Origin of the sequence: Robertmurraya siralis, from assembly GCF_005502275.1 — a bacterium.
In the GTDB taxonomy this organism is placed as follows: domain Bacteria; phylum Bacillota; class Bacilli; order Bacillales; family Cytobacillaceae; genus Robertmurraya; species Robertmurraya siralis.
The window spans coordinates 254,186-273,959 of the sequence record NZ_SWLZ01000002.1; the positions used below are offsets into that span (position 1 = coordinate 254,186).

The following is a 19,774-nucleotide window of genomic DNA, read 5'->3' on the forward strand; positions in this document are numbered from 1 at the left end:
ATCGAAAAAGGTACTATATTGTAGGTTATTTTTATTCAAGATTGCTATGCCTATTAAATGTCTCATCTTCATCAGCTTGAGTTATCTTTGAATATAAGTAGCAAACAACATCCAATATAATATGAACACTTTGGTCAAATAGCGAGCCCAGTGGCTGAATTGATTCTACATCATCATTTGTGCGATACTTTGTCACAGCCGGGACGTTCACTACAAATGATGCATGCAATGCAAGCTCTGAATTGGGAGCAGTTGTAATAGCAACCACTTCACACCCTAAAGAACTTGCTTTTTCCGCGGTCCACACAGCACTTTTTGTTTTCCCTGAACCAGAAACAGCAACCAGGATATCCTCCGCTTCAATCGATGGTGTTGTTGTTTCTCCAACCACAAAGGCATTTGCTCCTAAGTGCATTAATCTCATCGCAAATGATTTAGCCATCAAACCAGATCTTCCTTCGCCTATGACAAAGATCCTTTTACCCTTTGCCAAAAAAGCTGCAAGCTTTTCTAGTGAATGTTCATCTACATTCGTCATAACACCTTGTATTTCATCTAAAATTAATTGGATCGTTTTCATTCTGTCAAAGCCCCTTTAAGAGTTCTTTAAATCTTTTGGCAGTTTTTTCTGGTTTAGAGGAATTCGTAATCGCTGATCCAATAATCGCAATTTCCAGTTTTTTATCAACTAGCTGATCTACAGAATCTGTGGTAATTCCTCCCGCAACAGCATAGCGAATCGACCAAACGTTATCCAAATGAGAAAATGTATTTCTTTTTCCCGATATTTCTTGTTCATCTTTACTTAAATGATCACAGAAAATCACATTTGGATTACTTAATGAAAATAATTGGTTTCTTTTATTTTCCGTGGTATTCAATAAATCCACCATGACTATCTTTTGTTTTTTATTTGTTATTTGCAAACACTTTTTTATAGTCTCTATAGAGGATACTCCCATAACAGTAGCTATATCTGCACCCGCATCAAAACATAAATTAAATTCGTACTCGGCATTATCTATTGTCTTAATATCCGCAACAACTCGCTTATGGGGATATGCATTTTTTATTTTCCGAACACTCTCTATACCGTACTCTTTGATTAAAGAAGTTCCCACTTCAATTAAATCAATATACTCCTCTGTTTCTTTGACTATGGCTAGTGCATCCTCTATCGTTACTCGATCCAGTGCCAATTGAATATCCATATTTACACCTCTAACCAAACCGATTTATAACGTCTATAAATTAGACAGCTTTCAAACTATTTTGTTCTAACTATTCTAGAGGAATCTCTAATTAATAATTGACAATTATATACAACATCCTGTAACTCTGAATTTTCCTTTTCTATAAGGGATAATAGCATTTGAGCAGCTTTTTCACCCATTTCATATGAAGGCTGAGCAATGGTTGTAACTGCCGGTGTCACTAAGTGTGCGAACGGAATATTATCAAAAACAGCTAAAGAAAAGTCAATTCCAATCTTTAGCCCGTTTTCCTTTGCGAACTCAAGAATTTCCAAAAAAACCAAATCGTTTCCAGCGATCAATGCAGTTGGTGGATTTTTCTTTGCGAAAAGCAACTTAAGTTGACTATTAATATCTTTTGTCTCAGCGCGAATAATAAAATCTTCATTTAATTCCATCTCATTTTCTTTAATCGCTTTTCTATATCCATTAACCCGTTCAATTCTAGTTGATATGGTTAAAGGTTGAGTCACAATCGAAATTCTTTCATGTCCGTATTCAATAAAGTGCTGAATAATCGCTTCTGTCGCCTCAGAATTATTTACTTTTACAGATGGTATATTAACATCATCGACTTTTCGATCCATAAAAACAACAGGATAGCCTGATTCAACTAAATTCTTGTACAAATCAAGATTTTGTTCAGTTGGGAAAATAATTAAACCATCTACCTGTTTTGCCTGTAGCATTTCGATATATCTTCTTTCCTTTTTAGGATCATTGTCTGCATTGCATAAAATAGCATGAATATCATGTTCAATAAAAAAATCCTCTATGGCTCTACTTACTTCAGTTGAAAAATGATGTACAATATTTGCCACAATGATTCCGATCATTGATGTACGCTTTTGTTTTAGACTCCTTGCTAAATAATTTGGCTTGTATCCAAGCTGTTCGATCGCCTTTGCAATTTTTTCCCGTGTTTCTACACTCATATATTCAAAACGTTTATTCAAAAATTGAGAAACGGTACTTTTAGATACACCTGCTTTTTTTGCTACATCTGCCATCGTTACTTTTTTCATTAAATTACCCTCTTTTTATAAATGACTACATAAATTGTATCTATTATGTTAGTTTAATTCCAGTTTTTCGAAAAATATAAAACTGATAACTTTAACATTGTAATCATTAATCCAGAGGGGTCATTCGAAACAGTAAAGCGATAACGGCTTATTAGAAAAAAATACTCCTAAGAGTATTTTTTTACTATTTTACTATGACCGTAAACAGCCTTTCTTTTCCATTTTTCAAACCCGATATATGTTCTATGCTGTCAATTTTTTCTGTATTGGTTATGACAATAGGTGTTATACAACTAGAGGCTTTCTCTTTAATTAAATCCAATGAAAATTCAATTAGGGGATCGCCAACCTGTACACGCTCACCCTCATTTACCAAAACCGCAAATCCCTCGCCCTTCATATTAACCGTCTCCAATCCAATATGAATAAGGAGCTCTAACCCACTATCTGAGCGAATTCCTATTGCATGTTTGGTTGGAAACACATGAATGATTACTCCATCAACCGGAGATGATACGCGACCTTCACTCGGTTCAATGGCCACCCCTTCCCCAAGCATCTTTTTTGAAAAAGTTGGGTCCGGTACTTCCTCAAGCTTTAACAAAGTGCCTGATAATGGTCGATAAATAATTTCCTCTATTATTTTCACTTTTCTCATACCAAACATTTGTTTAAACATGTAAATCCTCTTTTCTTCCGTTCTACTCTCTTTATCAAGTTCATTTCTCTGTTTTGCTCACATCTCGGCCTTCATGAAAACCCGGACCACCTGCTGCCATAAACCCTTTACTGTGGCCCTCTTCACCCTCAGCAATCCAGAAGGAGTAAATTCTAGCATTATCTAGATAGAAACGAATTTTTATTATTTTATTTTTTAATGCCTCGAGGTTCTTATTTTTCCATTTTATTTGAACCTTTGTACTATCTCCTGTTACTGGAATACAGTCTGCTTTACTGTATCCTTCTATAACATTCGAATGTTCATCAAGTATCTCTGCACAAACAGATCCAGCTTCACAAGCAACATTAACAAATAAATGATTACCATCAAACTGGAGTTTTGTAGTTAACAGTTCTCCTCCGTTCCCTTTATCACTTAAAGAAACAAACCCATCTCTTCTAAGCTTTGCAAAGCCTAAATTCCCTCCTGCATATTTGTGAGAACCTAATTTAGGAGATACTCCTGAAAAACAGGAAAAATAAAAATAGATTTCATCCTCTACAACTAGACATAAACCATTTACAGGATGGGCATATCCATAATTCCAACTACCCTCTTTTCGAGAAGAGGAAATGAAATTTTCATATGAAGGTCTATGCCAATGAAAGCCATCTCTACTATAGGCTAACTTCAGATCGTTAATTTTCGGAGTTCCTTTTTTTCCACTTATATCATTAGGAGGCCCCATGAAAACGCTGAAGACACCTAGCATCAAGCTTTCATACGGCGTAGCACTAACATCATAAAGCTGTGTATAATACCCCATATCTTTATCAGGTCGATCATAAATATCTGTTCTTGTCCAAAAAACAATATCATCCTCGGTCCACTTCGTACCTTTAATAAAGTGATCGGTTTCATAATACCCTCTAGTTCTAATTCTTCGATCTAGAGAAGAAAATGTTCTCAAGCTGAAAGTCCATTTGTTAGTGAAGGGATTATAATAAAAGCCCGTATTATCCCCACAATGTCCTACTGTGCCACATTCCTCCCAATCAATACCGTTAGCTGATTGGAACAATACTCCTTTTTCCTCTGGCGGGATTGAATCAGGATCATCGTGTGCATGCTTTGGTTTTTCATGATAATACTTAATCTCAAAGTCAAATTTACGCAGAAAGACAAACATTTTATACCTTTCATTGCGATTTGTTGCATGATAATCAATCCAGACTGCTGCCCCATCTCTAATCGTTCCAAATTCATGGGGAAGGACGCTCTCCGATTCCCGCTCTGGATATAATTCCTTTAACCTTTTCCAATTCAGACCATCTTCACTTTCTGCATAACCTACACCATTAAACCAACCGGCATGATACCACATTTTAAACTTATTATCCTCATCATCGTAAAAAATCCCATCATTAAATGGACATGCACAAGGATAATAGCCACCATTCATTTCCAAAGGAGTCTTCGGTTCGAAGATTGGTTTCTCGCATACTTTAGGTTGATGAAATTCCCTCGATAAATTACTCTCTTCAATCAAAAAGTCATCCACAAATAATTGTCTGCCGATCTCAATATTGACAATATCCTGTTTTTCTTTTAGATAAGGAACTTCTAAAGGCTTGTCCAATGTTTTCTCCTCATACTTCGGTGGCCATTGCTCCGGCAGTTCTAAATTATTATATAAACGAACCATTATTTTCTCCCTCCCGGCAAATAATTGGATGATTATTCTTCAGATTTATAGAAAAAGTATGTCAAAGTAAAAGCAACACCCAAGCCAATCAACAACGCGATAAAATACGTGAGCAACTGACCATTTAAATACAATAACATTCCAGGGATAACCGTTATCGCCATTCCCGTTGCTTTTAAACCAACGATTGAAGAGAAAATTCCAGCAATTCCTCCACCGATACAGCCAAATACAAATGGCTTAATAAGCCTTAAATTAATTCCAAAGATCGCCGGTTCAGTAATTCCTAAAAATGCCGGGATGGTTGCAGACATATATAAGGATTTTTTCTTCTTATCCTTCGTTTTTAATACGACTGCCAATGCTGCCCCTGCTTGAGCCGCAATTGCTCCTGAGACGAGTGCGTTAAATGCGTTCGCACCTGTTTGTGCCAATAATTCGATTTCTAATGCTTTAAAAATATGATGAACACCGGTAATAACAATGACTTGTTGTAGAGCACCAATAATGGCCCCACCAATACCTAACGGAAATGTTAATAGCACTTTGAAAGAATCAAGAATAAAAGCTTCTATCACATGCATTAGTGGTCCAATGATGAGCAATCCGCTAACAATACTAATTAAAAGCGTTAAAAATGGTGTAATGATTAAGTCTAATGTATCCGGAACAATTTTTCTTAATTTTTTCTCTGTTTTTGCCGCTAAGATAGCAATCACTAAAGCTGGTAGTACAGATCCTTGATAGCCTGTCACGGGTATTGATAAGCCAAAAATTGATAATAGGATAGGTTCTGCTGCCCCTTGTGCAACAGCATTTGCGTTCGGAAGCTGAGGAGCTACCAACATTAATCCAATTATAATACCAATAACCGGGGAGCCTCCAAACTTCCTCATTACTGAATAACCGACTAATGCGGGCAAAAAGGCAAATGCAGTATCCGTTAATACTTGGGTGAATGTTAATAACGTTGGATCAAATTCAACCCCTAAATTCATAATAAATCCCCGTAATCCCATAAATAAACCAGTTGCTACTAGTATTGGGATAATCGGGATAAATACATCGCCAAGAGTTCTTGAAATTTTTGCCAACAGACTCATGTTTTTATAAACTTCTTCTTTATTATTATTTTCTAAGCTTGAATCACCATTTACAAACGCATCATACACTTTATTGACAAATCCAGTACCGAGTATAATTTGAAATTGACCAGCTGAGAAAAATTGCCCTTTTACTCCATCAATATTTTCAATTGCTTTCTCATCAATAATTGTTTTGTCAACCAAAACAAGTCTTAATCTTGTAGCGCAATGCTCAACTGATTTGACATTTTCTTTCCCACCAATATATTTAATAATTTCACTAGCAACCACTTGTTCTTTCATCTCTAGCCCTCCCATTCTTTATTCTCATTTAGTGCACAATAACCGTTTAACTCGTATACATTGCCATAAAATCATCTAATTGCTGTTTTGTTGGGTAACCATTATAGTCTCCATACGATTGAACCGCTAATGCTCCAATAGCATTCCCTCTTCTCACAGACTCATAGATTGATAAATTTTCGAATAAAGCACTAATAAATCCAACTGAAAACCCATCCCCTGCTCCCACTGTGTCGACTACTCTCTCTACAGGAAAAGAATCCACTTGACCTTCCTCATGACTAGTCTTATAAAAAGTTCCTTTCTCACCCAATTTAACGATAACCGCCTCTACCCCTTGATCCAAATAGAAAGAGGCAATATCTCTTGGATGTTCATAACCAGTTAAAATTCGTCCTTCCTTTAATCCTGGAAGAACAAAATTGGACTTAAAAGCAAAATCATTTACAACACTAATCATTTCTTGTTCTGAATTCCAAAGCGCAGGACGCAAATTGGGGTCAAACGAGATGGGAATCCTTTTCTTTAATACACTGCGAACAATACAACTAGCAAATTCTTTAGCATATTTTGAAATTGCTAACGGAATTCCTGTTAAATGGACATGACTTGAATTTAAAAAAAAGTTTTCTTTAAACTCTTCCTTTCTCATATAACTAGCAGCGGAACCTTTCCTGAAATACTGTACTTCTGGATCGCCGACAAGAACTTTTGATTTTATTTGGAAGCCAGTGGGATATTTATCATCTATTACAACACAACTAGTGTCAACGTTTTCATTTTTAAGACGCTCCATAACAAACTTTCCAAATGAATCATCCCCCACTTTACTTGCCCAGCCGCTTTTTAATCCAAGGCGTGCTAGACCAATTGCCACATTAATTTCTGCTCCGGCAAGTTCTCTATAATAACGAGAGACTTCATGTAGTGGTCCTGGTTCTTCTGCAATAAACATCGCCATTGCTTCACCAAATGTGGTTACATCCAAATTCGTCAAACTAAATCGCTCCATTCTATAATACTTTTGCGCAAATAATCGAAAATAGCTTTTTTCTCCCCTTCCATTTGATAAATCGGTTTACTAAATCGGTTTAGTAATCTTATCGTAAATTATATGTAAGCGTTTGTCAACCGAAGATTTCAGAATTTTTCCTCATGGGCACTTTATGAGGACATAGTTTACGTTTCGCTAAGGTTTTTGTCCTCATGAAACCTTTATAAGGACAAACTTTGCTTCTTTTCTGCTTTCTTTGTCCCCATGAACCCCTTATGAGGACACAATTTGCTTCTTTTTAGCTTTCTTTGTCCTCATGAACACACCCTTTTCGCACACATGCTGTTTTGCTTATTCGCGATTTTTATTAATTAGTGAACAACAAGCAAGCAAAAACCCTCAAAAGTGAACTGCCTCCCAATTGTTAGACATTATCTAACAATTGAGAGGCAGTTCAAACCTGGGGGTTTAGGATCAACTTAGTGCTGCATTTTAGTCTCGTACTATTCTTTTTCAATTGCTTTTAAACGAGGCGCCTCAAAAAAACGGTAATGCAAATCTTCAGTCACTTCAAAAAAATAAACTATCATAATGATCGAGCCAACTTTTTTAGTCCTTGGAATTGGCCAGTGTTTGGAAGAACAGTCATTGCAAAACTTAGAAAAATTAAGCAATCTGCGCAAGCTTTATAAGGAACAGCTGCCAAAGTTAAAATGACAGGCAAGGCTGAAGCTGGATTCGCGAGTTCACTATAATGGATGAAGTACTTTCTCATCAGCTTAGAGGCCACTGATTTTATGGAAATCAACGGCCTCTAAGCTTAAACTTATGAATTTAAGTCTGAGCGCAACATCCCGTACACAATACTGTCTGTCCACTCACCTTTATTCCAATAATCCTCAATAAAATGGCCCTCTTTGCGCATGCCTATACGTTCACACAACATTTGTGATGCTGTATTTCTTGCATCAAGGTTGGCTTGGATACGATGCACTTTAAATTCAGTAAATAATCTTTCCACTAAACCACGCACCGCTTCAGTGGCATAGCCCTTTCCTGATGCTGCACTGGCAAAGCTATATCCTATTTCAACTGTATCCTTCATCCCTGTATACCATACAGATAAATCACCGATAACCTTTTTATGGAAAACAACTGCCAAGCTTAAACTAGATTCTTTTGTGAGGACATTATTGTTCAGCTTTTTATTAAATTCATCCTCCTTATTTTCAGCAGTCCACTTGTCATGCAAAAGGTATCTACATGTTTCCTCGTTATTGTAAATGGTAAAGACATCGTTTAAGTCATTATGGTTAAACAATCTAATTATCAGTCTCTCGGTTTTAAATTCCAACCAAAAACCTCCCTTAACGGTCAATTTAATTTTTGCCAAGTTGCTTTTAGCTCTTAAAATTCCTCGTAGACTGCAGGGTCTTGATTGGCAATTCTACCATCTGGGTGTGATAATGCTGAAATGCTCGCCATTTCTTCTTCATTAAGGACAAAATCAAAAATAGAAATATTTTCGAGTTGCCTTGTCGGCGATGCTGATTTCGGTATTGAAATGGCTCCAAGTTGATAATGCCAACGCAACACCACTTGAGGAATCGACTTGTTATAGCGATCAGCTATCGCTTGAAGTGTATCAATTTTTAAATCCTTCAGTCCTCTTGTAAAAGGACTCCAAGACTGGGTTGCGATGTTTTTTTCCTCATGATATTTTCGTTGCTCGGCTTGATTAAAAAACGGGTGCAGTTCTATTTGATTGATGCTGGGCTTTACACCTGTTTCTTTTTCCAATCGTTCAATATGCTCTGGGAGAAAATTACATACTCCAATTGAGCGGATCAAACCCCATTTTTTCGCATCTATTAGTGCTTGCCATGCCTCTACGTATTGATCTTTACTAGGATTAGGCCAATGAATAAGGTATAAATCATAATAATCTAATTGAGCTCGATATAATGATTCTTGAATAGCACTGACTGCCTTTTCGTATTCATGATAGCGACCAGGTAATTTGGAGGTGATTCTTAGCTCTGATCTTGGAATAGAACAGCGTCTAACTGCTTCCCCCACTGTTCCTTCATTTTCATAATTATAAGCTGAATCAAGAAGTCGATAGCCCTTTTCAATCGCACTTTGAATTGAAGCAGCACCACTACTCCCTTTAAGACTGTATGTACCAAGACCTACTATCGGTATTTTCAAACCATCATTAAGCGTTATTTCTGGAATTCGACTGCTCATTTTCAAACACTTCCTTTCTTCGATTACTTTAAAAATAGCATACTGCACTGAAATAATCACAGCACTTGTCTTGAGGAAAAAAATCCGCTCAAATAAAAAGCTCCATAAAGTAGCATGCCAACTACTTTATGGAGGTCCAACGGTTTGCTTTTAAATTTCAATTACGATCAATCATCAAGTCTATCAATATCTTTTTCCAAAATTACACCCGTCCTTGCATCAATTTCAAAGTCCACTTCATGCGTATCCGTGTGAATTTCTATTTCATACTCGCCATCGTCATACTCAACATCGACTACTTTACCTGGAGTATCTTTTGTTGCGATAGCAATCGCTTCTTCTTGCGTTAGTACTTTTCCGTTAATTGTTTTTGTATGGGCCGATTCCGTTTTCGTACCTTTCGCAGTTGAGGTAACTATTCTATCGTCATCATCATACTTCACTTTTAGTACTTCGCCTGAATACGCATCTACATACACTTCAATATCATCGTCATCCCCATATCCTCCATCGATCTCGACTTCATATGTTAAACGACCTTGCTTCTTGTCTAGCTCCACACTTTCAATTACACCGTTAACCTCTGCAGCAGCAATTTCCTTCACTTTATCAATGGAAAGCAGATTTTCATTTGGCTGTAATTTTTCATTGCTCTGTTGTTCAGAGACTGCACTTACACCTAGTGAACCACCTAATAACAACAAACCAGCCACACCAAAAATAATTATTTTCTTCTTCATCATTGTTTCCTCCTTATTTGATATATCTACAATATAGACAATCAAAATGAGAATTCACGGATAGCAAAATGAGAATTTGATGAGAAAAGGATGAACAGCCTATGATTACATCTATCGGTCGACATGCCTTGAGTTCATTCAGTTGTCTGACCATTGGGCAATTCCGACCCATATCTACACTCTTTTTCGCATAGAAAAACGGGCATTTTTCGCTCCTAACAAAAAAAGAGATGACCTCACCTTTAGTCATCCCATGTAATCGACATTACTTCACCGGAAATTGCATTAATTTGTACTGTCGCTTCCCTATCATTATTTGTTTCGATTTCTACGAGATAATAGTTTAAACCATTTGATTGTTCGATGTCCACATCATCTATTTCACCCTTCACTTGGCTAAGAGCAATTGAGATAGCCTCTTCTTTACTAATATGCGTTTGTTCTTTTTGTTCTTCAGGAGGTGATTCAGGAGTCACCACTTCTCCTCCACCTTCTGAACTTTGTTCCTCTGGAGTATTAGCAACCGCCTTGCTTACTCTGTTCAACTTTCCAATATCGCCCGTATCGCGAGCAATTTCTATCTCATACTTCCCGGTGTCGAGTTTTATTGTAATCTGATATACTTCCGCTGTTTCTTCAATATTGACGATTTCACCTTTATATAGTTCTTGAACCTTATTCTTAGCCTCCTCGGCCGAAACCGTTTGTTCAACTGTCATTAACCTTAACAGTTGCCAAGTCAATATCACGACAACAAAAATAACGACCAAGCCGATGCTCATTTTCTTCCAATTGACAGATTCCAACCATTTCACCTCATTTCGTTCCTGTAAAAAAATTATACATAATGAAGATGAGAATTTAATGAGAAAGTGCGGGTGGAAGAATGATTTTGACTGTCGTTCCTAAACCTTCCACACTCTCTAAGCTAATTTTTGCTCCCATCGCCTCGGCAATATCTGTTGCCAATGATAGTCCAAGGCCAAAGCCACCTGTTTTTCGCGTTCTTGCTTTATCCACTCGGTAAAATCGGTCAAACACTTTTTCCAACTCTAGAGCAGGAATGCCTATTCCGTAATCAATTATCTCCACAACAACTTCGTGCTGCAACGTCATAATTCGCACCTTGATCGTTTCCTCACTGTACTTCCGCGCATTATCAAGGAAGATATAAAATAATTGTTTAAATTTTTGCAAATCAGTTTGAACCGTTACTTCACCTTCAACCTCCAATTCAATTTTTCGTTGATAAGATTTTTCAATCGTACGGACCATTTCAGCGACCACATCGGCAAGAGCAACCTCCTCCATTTCGATTCTCAAAGGTTTATCATTTCTTGCTAAGTTCAACAACTGCTCTATTAAGCCCTTCATTCGGAGTGCCTCAGAGTGAATAGCTTGGACAGATTCGGCGAATAATTCAGGATCTTCATGTCCTCTTCTTTTCAACAAAGATGCATATGATTCAATAACAGTCAGCGGAGTATTTAACTCATGAGAAGCATTCGAAACAAACTGTCCCTGTTTCTCATAGTTCACTTCTAATAAATCAATCATCTCATTGAAAGTCTCAGCCATTTGATTAAGCTCATCCTTTGATTCCTTCGGCTGTGCAATTCGTCTAAATTGCCCGCTTTCTCGAATTTCTTTCATCGTCTGAATCATTGAAGTAATCGGACGAGTAATCAAGTTGCTTAGAAACCTAGAGGAAAGAAGAACTGGAATTGTCGCCAACAAGGTAACAATAATTTGTACTATTCGCAAGGTGGATAGGATTTCATCCGTTTGCTGTAAACTTACAGTTATTTGAAGATTTGCTACCTCCCCATTTCGCCAAATAATCGGAAGCGAGGCAAAAGTATGCGTCACCCGATCGTAAGAAGTGATTTCTTGAACTTGCTTCTCATAATACTGAACATCCATTTTATGTAAATATTGGTGGTTTGGATCAACGACCGCTGTTCCAGGGCTCCCATCGTTATTGACAATTTGCAGCATTCCATTAATCGGCATGTAAGCCCGCAAAACTTCCTGATGAGGAACCTTTCCCTCTATTTGGCCTACCCCATCAGCAGCACGCGTTGCTTGAGCTATTGTCCTTTCCAGTTCATTATTGTACATCATCTGACTAAAGGAAAAATAAATCGCCCCATTCAGTAAAATCAATAAAATAATAAACAATACCGTCGAATATAAATTAATTTTATTTCTTAGCCTCATTTTGCATCCTTCAGCACATAGCCGACTCCTCTTACCGTATGAATGAGGGAAGTGCTAAAAGGCTTGTCAATTTTATTGCGCAAGTAGCGGATATAAACGTCCACCACATTTGTATCTCCGTAATAATCATAACCCCAAACACCGTTTAATAATTGTTCCCTATTCAAAACCTGACGTGCATGCTTCATTAAAAAAGCTAGCAGTTCAAACTCCCGTGGTGTTAGTTCGATCGCTTCCCCTGCTCGTACAATTTCTCTCGTAACCTCATTTAATTTTAAATCTCCTACAATGAGCCAATCATCAGCATTTAAAACAGCCTGAACCGGAACCGGCACTCGCAAATTTGCTCGTATTCGCGCTAACAATTCCTCGATTTCAAAAGGCTTTGTCATATAGTCATTTGCACCAAGATCAAGACCAGATACTTTATCTTCAATTGAATTTTTTGCTGTAAGCATTATAATTGCCGTATGTTTGTTGACAGAACGAATTCTGCGCAGCAATTCAATGCCGCTTATCCCTGGAAGCATAACATCTAATAAAATTAAATCCCACTCTTGCTCTTGGAAAAGCTGTAAGCCTGTCAAACCGTCTAACGCCTTCCCGACTTCATACCCTTCATAAGTCAGCTCCAGCTCTAGAACTCGAGCAATCTTTTCCTCGTCTTCAACGATTAAAATTTTCTGCTTCGCCATTTTCCCTCTCCATCCGCTCTAAGTTTTACCGTCATTTTAACATGGTTACTCAACGAAACAACCGTTTTTGATCATTCTATCCATCTATTTTTTGAGCTAGTCGTTAAAAAAGAAGAGGTATTTTGACAAATTACTCGACCTAAAACCGCTTGTTTAATGATTATTCAAAACACGAAAAATCAACAAAGTAATTTTTTCTGGATACTCAAAAGCATCCAACAAAAGAGTTTCTCATAATCTAAAAACTGCTCTGACTCCATGAAGATAAAGAATTTATTTCAAGGAGCCAGAGCAAAAAAGGCACTAAGATCATAAAAATCAGCACAATAAAATATATACTTCAACTAACTGATACTTGCTGTCCAGTTCCCTCCCCCTTGATTACATGTGAAAGTGCCGCTTGCTCTTCTCCCTTCAATTCGCCCATTGTACTCGCAGTTATTTCCATCACTGCTGTTTCTTCTTAAGATTCGAACATTGTTGCCCTCCTGTGTCATCGTTAAGACAGCGGTTACTGGTGTTGCCCCTTGCCTCGTCCATCTTGCATCAAAAGTGTTACTGTTTCCTCGGCGAGTCCAAATGCCACGCCATGCTCCTTCTTGTACTTCCCATCGTCTTCCCAGATCCGGCTGTAGCGGTCTCCTGTGAATCGTTGCGCTCCAAGTGCCACCACCACGAATGCATACATTCGTCCCTCTTACTCTATTACCCTCAATAATACCAACATACTGACAATCGTTTCCGTCACTGCTGTTTCTCCGGGATATAGATACAAAACGATCATGTACATTTACTGTCATCACAGCTGTTATTGGCGTTGCCCCTTGCCTCGTCCATCTTGCATCAAAAACATTGCTATTCCCTCTACGGGTCCAAACTCCGCTCCATGCTCCTTCTTCAACCTGCCACCATCTTCCTAAATCTTGTGGCTGGCGCAACAGATATTCCTGCTGATCTGCATATGGAACAGGTGGTTGAAAATATGAATTGACATACGGGTAACCATAATAGTTCATTTTGGAACCTCCTCAACTTAAGTTATTTCATGACCATCATATGTAAAATTGAGTAAAGTGTACTGTTCCAATCTGGTTTTTATTAGGCATACTACAGCAGCCTTTTCCTCCTCCATTATAGTGACAGAACTCACTGATCTTTATCCTCGTGTAGTCTTATAATGACTTTTGTTCATCAATTTAATGAAGGTACGTGAAAAAATGGAAAAGCAAATGAACTACATTCCCTCTCGATTTAATGCTCTATCCCATACTGATGATGGCGGCGTTGTTCTATTTAATAGTTATACCGGTGCCATTACCCATTTTAGCGAGGAAGAAAAACAATCTGCTATTTCTGCTTTAAAAAGAACGGGTATAGAACTACTGGAGAATCATATACAGAAAGAATTATTTCGCAGTGGATTTCTTATTTCTAGTGATGTTGATGAAATGAAAAGGGCAAAATATCTCCATCAGACCTTACATCGAACAGATCTTTTACATCTCATTCTTATGCCTACGGAATCATGCAATTTTCGCTGCACTTATTGTTATGAAACATTCGAACGGGGAAAAATGAAACGAAGTGTCATCAACAGTTTAAAAGCTTTCGTCCAAGAAAAGGCCTCGCATCTATCGGCTTTACATATAAGTTGGTTTGGCGGCGAACCGCTTATTTCTTTGGATGTTATTGAAGAACTTTCGCAGTCTTTTTTATCCATTGCCGAGGAAAAACAGATCCGTTACACCTGTGACCTTGTAACAAATGGATACTTATTAACGAAAGATACTTTTAAGCAATTGCTATCATGGAATATTAATCAATTTATGATCACCGTTGATGGGGTCGGAGAAATACATGATAGGCGAAGACATTTATCGGATGGAGGTCAAACGTTTGAGCGAATCATCGATAATCTCATTGCTATCAAAACCATTCCTGATTCTTTCAATCTCACCATTCGTTCCAATTTTGACGAAGACAATTTAGGGGATGTTTCCAAGCTAACGAAGTTCTTAAAACAACATTTTGCTGACGATGAGCGTTACGGAGTCCTGTTTCGACCAGTTGGACAATGGGGTGGGAAAAACGATGAGGCTATCCCCGTCTGCAGCCGCACGATGGCGAATAAAAAAATTTGGGAATTAACTGATGAGGCAATAACAGAAGGTTTAAAAATGAGCCCCATGGTTATCGAATCATTAATGCCCTCAGCATCTGTCTGCTATGCGGCAAAACCACATTCATTAGTCGTGGGCGCTGATGGTCAATTGTATAAATGTACCCTCTCCGTACAGGAAGACTTCAATAAGGTTGGGAAAATTGACGACAACGGTCATTTTCAGCTTGACTATGACAAAATCGCTCATTGGGTTACATCTGGTGAGGAAACGGATTCCTCCTGTCAATCGTGCTTTTATCGACCAGCCTGCCAAGGAAACCACTGTCCATTATATCGAATGAGAACAGGTAAAAGACCATGCCCCTATGAGAAACGAAATATAAAAAAGGTCCTAAATTTAATTTGGAAAAATAGCTGACATCCCTATTTTTTGAAAGGTGGTGAGCAAACATGCGTATATTACGTCCAGCTGCATCTCCAGTTAATCAGCAAAATACCGGAAAAATCATGAAATCCGTGCCGGGTAATTTAAAATAAAAGTGAAAGCACCCAAATGGGGTGCTTTTACTTCTCTATACAACTGCTCATTGAAAGCAAACAATTACAAATTTAATTAATTTTTTATGCCATTTCCACGTTTAAACTTCCACTAAAAGCAACTGCACTTTGTTTTTAACTAAAAATACAGTTATGAAATGGATGCAACGAGATAGTCTTTTAATTTTCCCTTCGGCTCTCCAAAAATTTCAGCCTCCAGTCTCCGCCCAGTTGGTGTTGCTGCTAAACCGCCTTGTGCCGTTTCTCTTAATGCAGAAGGCATTGTTTTTCCTATTTCATACATGGCAGCAATTACTTCATCACACGGAATTCTACTTGTGATTCCTGCAAGTGCCATATCCGCAGCCGTTAACGCATTGGATGCTCCCATCGCATTCCGTTTCACGCAAGGAACCTCTACAAGTCCTGCCACTGGATCGCACACAAGTCCCAGCATGTTTTTCAACGTAATCGCCATTGCTTCAGCCGCTTGTCTTGGTGTACCTCCAGCCATTTCAACGATGGAAGCAGCCGCCATTCCTGCTGCTGAACCTACTTCCGCCTGACACCCTCCAGCAGCGCCCGAAACGGTCGCATTGTTTGCTACGACAAACCCAAAAGCAGCAGCCGTAAATAAAAACTCAATCATTTCCATTCGAGTTGGGTTCAACTTTTCTTTTACCGCAAATAAAGTTCCCGGCACCACTCCGGCAGAGCCTGCTGTTGGGGTTGCACAGATCACGCCCATGGCAGCATTCACTTCATTGGTCGCGACCGCTTTACTGACCGCATCCAAAAGCAAATTACCTGATAATCCCTTACCGCTTCTTATATAGTTTTGCAATAAAACGGCATCGCCACCAGTTAATCCAGTTTGTGATTTTACCCCGCTTAAACCTCTTTCTAGGGCCTTTTCCATCACATCTAAATTTTGCTCCATTTTTGCGATGATTTCTTCTCGTGGTCGTCCTGATACTTCTATTTCTTGACGAATCATGATTTCTGCAATTTTTACTTGAGACTGTTCCGCGAGCGAAACAAGCTCTGCAACATTTCGAAACATTTCTTGTCCTCCTACTTATTAACGTTAATCCTGATATTTCACAATATACACAGGTGAAGGATTCTGGAAGTCAGTCATTATGAAATTGAATTATTTAGCTGGATTAAGCAACCATTCGGATGACTCCTCTTACATTGGAAAGTTCTTTTATTTCATTTAATACCGCATCCTCAATTTTTTGATCAACTTGGATAACCATTATCGCCATATCTCCCTTTTCTTTGCGTGAAACCTCCATATGGCCAATGTTTATTTTATACTTTGACAGAATGGATGTCACACAAGAAACCACTCCAAATTTATCCTGGTGCATCACTAAGAAGGCCGGGTCGCCTGAGAGTTTTAATTTAAAAGAATTAATTTCTTTAATTTCAATCGCTCCACCGCCGATGGACACCCCAATTACTTCAAGTGTTTGCTCATCTGAAGCTAAAACCAACTTGACTGTATTTGGGTGCTCCGGAATTGCTCCTTCTTCATGAAAAACGACCTCCATATTGACTTCATTGGCGATTTTTAATGAATCGGGAATTCTTTCATTAAAGGTATCAAAATCTAAAAGCCCGGCAACTAATGCTAAATCCGTTCCATGGCCTTTATAGGTGGTTGCAAACGAACCGTACAAATGAATATCGACTTTCTTTGGCTGTTTTTCAAATAAGCTTCGAGCCACTCGGCCGATACGAACTGCACCAGCCGTATGGGAACTTGAAGGTCCTACCATCACTGGTCCAATAATATCAAAAGCTGATCGGTATTTCATCGTCCATTTCCCCTTTATTGTTGAAGGGCACAAAAAGTGCCCACTACTTTTTTCTCTTATTTAAGCAGCTGAGCCCTTCTCTGTCTCAAGAGTTTGAAGCTGGTCAACCGTTTTAATTTTATAATTTTTGAAGACCACTGACCCTAAAAACCCGCACAGCAGGCCTACTGCTGCACATGCTGATGCGATTAGTGTTACTTTCATAGGATCATTGAAACCATACATTACAGCTAAGCCCGCAATCGGTGTTGCTGTTCCTGTTGCATTGTTAATTAGTCCAGAAAGAGCAATAATTACGCCTGCACTTGCCCCGCCGACAAAATTTGTCACATACACAGGGATTGGGTTCGCAGAAATAATATGCGCTTGTGTTAAGGGTTCAATCGCAACAGAAATGGTTGTTTTACGATCGCCGAATTTCATGCGGTCAAATAAGATATAGTTCATAAACGAGGACCCAAATACAGCTAGAGCACCAATCGCCATCGGAACACCTGTTAAACCAAGCATTGCTGTTAGCGCCATTGAACTAAGTGGGGCAGTAGCGACCACGGTAATAACCCCGCCTAAGATAATTCCCATTAATACAGGGTTGCTGTTAGCAGTTTCCGTAATAATTCCCCCGATATTTAATAGAGTTGCATTAACAACAGGTGTCATTAATTCCCCTAATAAGCGCACAAGTGGAGCACAGAATAAGATAATAACGATTAAATCTAATCCACCAGGAACTTTTTTCTCGATAAGTTTTACAAGAAAAGCAATCAAATAGCCTGCGATAAATCCTGGCAATAATCCAAGTCCAGCACAACTAACACCAAGTAGTAATGCATATACAGGAGAAACTCCAACTGCTATTGCTACTAAAGCGGCAGCTGCGACTCCGCCCATGCTTCCTGCTGCTGTCCCAACTTCACCTAAAAACTCAATCCCAAGTAAATCGCCACCCACATATAATTGGAATGCCTCAACCAGGAAAGCTGCACAGGCAGCTCCAGCAAGCGCGGCCATCGCCTTCATTCCTTTAGGTGCTTTATAGCTAAATAGTGAAAAACCTGCTAAAACTAATAATAAAAGTGCTGTACCCTTAATAATATCCATCTGCTTTACCCCCAGTTATTCATTTGTTTCTTCTTCAAGATGATACTCATTTTGAGTCCTTATTTTGTTCAGATAGTTATAAATTGTAAACTTCGAAACTCCAAGTACGCTTGCTAAATATTCAGTAGAACCTTTTATTAAAAAGGCACCTTTTTCTTCCAACAAACGTACACATTCAATTTTTTCTTCTAAAGTCAGTTGTGTATGCGCTTTCTTGAAGTTTGTTAAAACTTGGTGAACCATATCGTGTATGACATCTTGCACAGTACTGTGGAAGTTTTCGGATTTATCATCTGCTACATTAAAGGAGAGAAACTCCTCCAGTTCTCCGACGTTGATCATCATCTGCGAAATATCATAGTTGATGCAAAGTGCTCCAATCACCCTTTTTTGTGCATCACGTAAAAATACAGTTGCTGATTTTAATAGTGTTCCATTACGTGCCTGTGTTTTGTAATTGGGGATATCTTCAATCTCAGCCGGGTCTTTTCTGAGCTCAGTTAGAACAAGATCAGTAATAGGTGAACCAATCTTTCTATTCGTGACATTACCCGCTATATAGATTAAAGATTTTTTTAAATCCTTGAAATCATGGACAACAACCTCGCAACGCTGACCAAACATTTTTACAAGCATATCTGCTGTCCGTTTCGCCAAATCGAATACTTGAACGTTGTTACCTTTTTCCATACATGTCACATCCTTTTGCAATCGTTTACATATAAAGTTAAAAAATATATTTCTAGAATAGTATCTTGATATAGAAATCATACCACGCATTATATAAAATTAAAATAAAATTTTAACAGTTACAAAAATATTTTAATAAGAGAATTTACTAAAAACCCCCTTCACACACTATTACAAGGGTTTCGTAAAAAAAAGACCATGCTCACAAAATTGTAATCATGGTCTTTATAAAAATGTAGTTGCATCTAAACTGTTTAAAATTATTATTATCCCTTTAAAGGGTTTCATTATTATTCAATTTATAAATCCTGCATGTAATCAGAAACCCAACAGCTAACTGTTTTGGGGATAACTCAAGTTCAAAGGAAACTTCAAAAGTTTATCGACCTTCCTCCTCAATTAACTTTACAACATATTCTCATTTGGACACGAATGGGAGGATCTTTACCATTTTCTGTCCTCATAATAAACTCACCATGGGGATTCGATAAGGTCTCAGATCAACCTTCAGATTTTCACTTGACAGTAGCTTTCAACATCCTGAATCCGCCAGCTACTTTAGAGTGT

The 19,774-nt window shown here is 38.2% G+C and carries 19 protein-coding genes; 1 reads left to right on the top strand and 18 read right to left on the bottom strand.

The genetic code is table 11. The annotated features are described in order from the left end of the window. Positions 1 to 31: 31 nt before the first annotated feature. From hxlB to FCJ93_RS04250, 14 genes are all read right to left on the bottom strand, one after another. Positions 32 to 580 (bottom strand): 6-phospho-3-hexuloisomerase, encoded by a 549-nt coding sequence (gene hxlB, locus FCJ93_RS04185; protein WP_095308947.1) that lies wholly within the window; start codon positions 578 to 580, stop codon positions 32 to 34. Between the two features lie 4 nt (positions 581 to 584). Further along, positions 585 to 1,211, bottom strand: coding sequence for a 3-hexulose-6-phosphate synthase (gene hxlA, locus FCJ93_RS04190; RefSeq protein WP_095308949.1), 627 nt, complete (start codon positions 1,209 to 1,211; stop codon positions 585 to 587). Between the two features lie 56 nt (positions 1,212 to 1,267). Next, positions 1,268 to 2,278, bottom strand: a complete 1,011-nt coding sequence (locus FCJ93_RS04195) for a LacI family DNA-binding transcriptional regulator (protein WP_095308951.1) — start codon at positions 2,276 to 2,278, stop codon at positions 1,268 to 1,270. A gap of 184 nt (positions 2,279 to 2,462) precedes the next feature. Further along, entirely contained in the window at positions 2,463 to 2,957 is a 495-nt protein-coding gene (locus FCJ93_RS04200; RefSeq protein ID WP_095308953.1) for a PTS sugar transporter subunit IIA, read from the bottom strand. 40 nt (positions 2,958 to 2,997) lie between these two features. After that, positions 2,998 to 4,644, bottom strand: a complete 1,647-nt coding sequence (locus tag FCJ93_RS04205) for a hypothetical protein (protein WP_137743002.1) — start codon at positions 4,642 to 4,644, stop codon at positions 2,998 to 3,000. Between the two features lie 32 nt (positions 4,645 to 4,676). Next, positions 4,677 to 6,032, bottom strand: a complete 1,356-nt coding sequence (locus FCJ93_RS04210; RefSeq protein WP_095308957.1) for a PTS transporter subunit EIIC — start codon at positions 6,030 to 6,032, stop codon at positions 4,677 to 4,679. 46 nt (positions 6,033 to 6,078) lie between these two features. Then, a complete protein-coding gene (locus FCJ93_RS04215; RefSeq protein WP_235879410.1) occupies positions 6,079 to 7,029 on the bottom strand; it encodes a sugar kinase in 951 nt (316 codons plus the stop codon). An 823-nt stretch (positions 7,030 to 7,852) separates the two neighbouring features. Next, entirely contained in the window at positions 7,853 to 8,380 is a 528-nt protein-coding gene (locus tag FCJ93_RS04220) for a GNAT family N-acetyltransferase (RefSeq protein ID WP_137743003.1), read from the bottom strand. A 53-nt stretch (positions 8,381 to 8,433) separates the two neighbouring features. Continuing rightward, a complete protein-coding gene (locus tag FCJ93_RS04225; protein ID WP_095308962.1) occupies positions 8,434 to 9,276 on the bottom strand; it encodes an aldo/keto reductase in 843 nt (280 codons plus the stop codon). A 167-nt stretch (positions 9,277 to 9,443) separates the two neighbouring features. Then, positions 9,444 to 10,016: a PepSY domain-containing protein gene (locus FCJ93_RS04230; protein WP_170211203.1), complete on the bottom strand. Its 573-nt coding sequence runs from the start codon at positions 10,014 to 10,016 to the stop codon at positions 9,444 to 9,446. Positions 10,017 to 10,258: 242 nt separating this feature from the next. Further along, entirely contained in the window at positions 10,259 to 10,831 is a 573-nt protein-coding gene (locus FCJ93_RS04235; RefSeq protein ID WP_137743004.1) for a PepSY domain-containing protein, read from the bottom strand. 46 nt (positions 10,832 to 10,877) lie between these two features. Beyond that, a complete protein-coding gene (locus FCJ93_RS04240) occupies positions 10,878 to 12,236 on the bottom strand; it encodes a sensor histidine kinase (protein WP_137743005.1) in 1,359 nt (452 codons plus the stop codon). Continuing rightward, positions 12,233 to 12,931 (bottom strand): response regulator transcription factor, encoded by a 699-nt coding sequence (locus FCJ93_RS04245; protein ID WP_137743006.1) that lies wholly within the window; start codon positions 12,929 to 12,931, stop codon positions 12,233 to 12,235. The genes FCJ93_RS04240 and FCJ93_RS04245 overlap by 4 nt, the downstream gene beginning before the upstream one ends. A gap of 344 nt (positions 12,932 to 13,275) precedes the next feature. After that, positions 13,276 to 13,947 (bottom strand): hypothetical protein, encoded by a 672-nt coding sequence (locus tag FCJ93_RS04250; RefSeq protein ID WP_095308971.1) that lies wholly within the window; start codon positions 13,945 to 13,947, stop codon positions 13,276 to 13,278. 201 nt (positions 13,948 to 14,148) lie between these two features. On the opposite strand from FCJ93_RS04250, the gene FCJ93_RS04255 reads away from it, so the two are divergent. Continuing rightward, a complete protein-coding gene (locus FCJ93_RS04255) occupies positions 14,149 to 15,471 on the top strand; it encodes a radical SAM/SPASM domain-containing protein (protein ID WP_235879411.1) in 1,323 nt (440 codons plus the stop codon). 270 nt (positions 15,472 to 15,741) lie between these two features. On the opposite strand, the gene sdaAA is transcribed toward FCJ93_RS04255, so the two are convergent. The 4 genes from sdaAA to FCJ93_RS04275 form a co-directional block, all read right to left on the bottom strand. Next, on the bottom strand, positions 15,742 to 16,653 hold the full coding sequence (sdaAA, locus tag FCJ93_RS04260) for an L-serine ammonia-lyase, iron-sulfur-dependent, subunit alpha (RefSeq protein ID WP_137743007.1): 912 nt from the start codon (positions 16,651 to 16,653) through the stop codon (positions 15,742 to 15,744). A gap of 103 nt (positions 16,654 to 16,756) precedes the next feature. Then, a complete protein-coding gene (gene sdaAB, locus FCJ93_RS04265; RefSeq protein WP_095308975.1) occupies positions 16,757 to 17,416 on the bottom strand; it encodes an L-serine ammonia-lyase, iron-sulfur-dependent subunit beta in 660 nt (219 codons plus the stop codon). A 60-nt stretch (positions 17,417 to 17,476) separates the two neighbouring features. Further along, positions 17,477 to 18,517 (bottom strand): PTS sugar transporter subunit IIC, encoded by a 1,041-nt coding sequence (locus tag FCJ93_RS04270; RefSeq protein ID WP_095308976.1) that lies wholly within the window; start codon positions 18,515 to 18,517, stop codon positions 17,477 to 17,479. A 15-nt stretch (positions 18,518 to 18,532) separates the two neighbouring features. After that, entirely contained in the window at positions 18,533 to 19,207 is a 675-nt protein-coding gene (locus tag FCJ93_RS04275; protein WP_095308978.1) for a helix-turn-helix transcriptional regulator, read from the bottom strand. Between the last annotated feature and the right edge of the window lie 567 nt (positions 19,208 to 19,774).